Annotated in this window: 3 protein-coding genes and 1 pseudogene; all 4 read left to right on the top strand. The window is 67.0% G+C overall.

Going from position 1 to position 1,746, the window contains the following annotated elements:
• The first annotated feature begins 230 nt into the window (after window positions 1–230).
• Window positions 231–641 (top strand): hypothetical protein, encoded by a 411-nt coding sequence (locus JCM19049_RS13225; RefSeq protein WP_279403203.1) that lies wholly within the window; start codon window positions 231–233, stop codon window positions 639–641.
• Window positions 642–646: 5 nt separating this feature from the next.
• Window positions 647–1,033 carry a VTT domain-containing protein gene (locus JCM19049_RS13220; protein ID WP_279403204.1) on the top strand — a complete coding sequence of 129 codons (387 nt, stop codon included), beginning with the start codon at window positions 647–649 and terminating at the stop codon, window positions 1,031–1,033.
• On the top strand, window positions 1,003–1,149 hold the full coding sequence (locus JCM19049_RS20955; RefSeq protein ID WP_279403202.1) for a hypothetical protein: 147 nt from the start codon (window positions 1,003–1,005) through the stop codon (window positions 1,147–1,149). The genes JCM19049_RS13220 and JCM19049_RS20955 overlap by 31 nt, the downstream gene beginning before the upstream one ends.
• A 102-nt stretch (window positions 1,150–1,251) precedes the next feature.
• Window positions 1,252–1,746, top strand: a pseudogene (locus JCM19049_RS13215) (adenosine deaminase); the annotation flags it as partial.

The following is a 1,746-nucleotide window of genomic DNA, read 5'->3' as shown; positions in this document are numbered from 1 at the left end:
GACCGACACCCCCCAAAAGATCGAGCGCGCCGCCGCGCTGGTGGAACGCTCCCTGGTGCTCGGGGCCGAATCCGACCGGGCCGACACCCGGCTGATCATCGAGCGCATCACCGCCAGCTAGCGGGGTGAAACCCAGCCGCTGCACGGCCACGGGCCGCCTGCCTCCACCACCGGTGGGAGCCGGCGGCCCGTGGCGTATGCCGCGCCGGATCGGTCCACGGCCTTGCCTGGTGCAGGTGCGCAGTGCCGGTCAATCCGCTGGTGCGGCGGAACTTCTGCCCGGCGCGGTTCGTTGTGCCAGGCAGGGATTCTCCTGGCGCAACGGCCTCAACCCACGGGTGGAGACCGGACCGGCGCAGATCATCACTTTCGGGGGTGTGCGTGCCCGGCCGGTGGGAGACAATGGAAGGCAGAAGCCCGGGGGGACGGCTCCGGGCAGCGAGGAAGCGACGTACGCACCCATGGAAATGGTCAATGAGGCAATCATGCAGGCCGCCAGCGCCTGGTGGGTTTTGCCGTTGCTGTTTGCCTTCTGCCTGATCGACGGCGTGTTCCCGGTCGTTCCCTCGGAAACCTTCCTGGTGTCGCTGGCCGCGGTCGGCTTCGGCAGCGGCAGCCCCAACCTGCTGCTGATTTTTTGATCGGGGTGGCCGGCGCCATCATCGGCGACCAGATCACCTTCCGGATTGGACGCAGCATCGGCTACCGGCAGTTCGCGTGGATGCGCTCGGGCCGGGCCAAGAAGGTGCTGGACTTCGCGGCCCGCAAACTGGAAACCTCCGGTGCGCTGCTGATCTTCACCGCCCGCTACATCCCGCTGGGGCGCGTGGCGGTGAACCTGACCGCCGGGGCGACCGGCTACTCCTACCAGCGTTTCACGTTCTTCGACGTCATAGGGTGCATCACCTGGGGCGGCTACTCGGTGGGGATCGGCGCGGTCGCCGGAAACTGGCTGTCTGACAACAAGCTGCTGGGCGTGGTGCTCTCGGTGGCGATCGCCTGGTGCTGGGGTTCATCATCGACCGGATCGTGAACAAGATCCTGGAGGCGGTGCACCGCAAGCGACTGCGGCGGCTGCAGGCCGAGCGCGGCGGCGCGGAGGGAAAAGCCCGTGAAACCGTCCCGCCCGGTGAGCTGGACGCGAATTAACCCCCAGCACCAATAACCGCCCCCAAGATGTGTCCTTTTCTTCAGCCGTGGTGGCTATCTGTCCGGCCCAAATGCGGCTAGGCTCGACACTGTGACTGAAGACTGATTCATCTTGCCTATGATCCCGAATTCGACTTCCGCGATCTGCCCAAAATCTCCCTGCACGACCACCTGGACGGTGGGCTGCGCCCGCAGACCATCATCGAACTGGCAGCCGAGGTGGGCCACACCCTGCCCGCGGACGACGCCGAATCACTGGGCGAATGGTTCCGTGAGTCCGCCGACTCCGGGTCGCTGCCGCGCTACCTGGAAACCTTTGAGCACACCATCGCGGTGATGCAGACCAAGGGCGCCCTCAAGCGGGTGGCCAGCGAGTTCGTGGAGGACCTGGTCGCCGACGGGGTCATCTACGGTGAGGTGCGCTGGGCGCCGGAACAGCACCTGGCCAAGGGCTGAGCCTGGACGAGGCCGTGGAGGCGGTGCAGGCGGGACTGGACGAGGCCGTGGAGCGGCTGACCGAGGAAGGCCACCTGATCCAGGTGGGCCAGCTGGTCACCGCGATGCGCCACGCCGATCGCGGCAAGGAGATCGCCGAGC

The sequence above is a fragment of the Arthrobacter sp. JCM 19049 genome (assembly GCF_001310435.1).
This window is presented reverse-complemented; position numbering and strand designations above follow the sequence as displayed.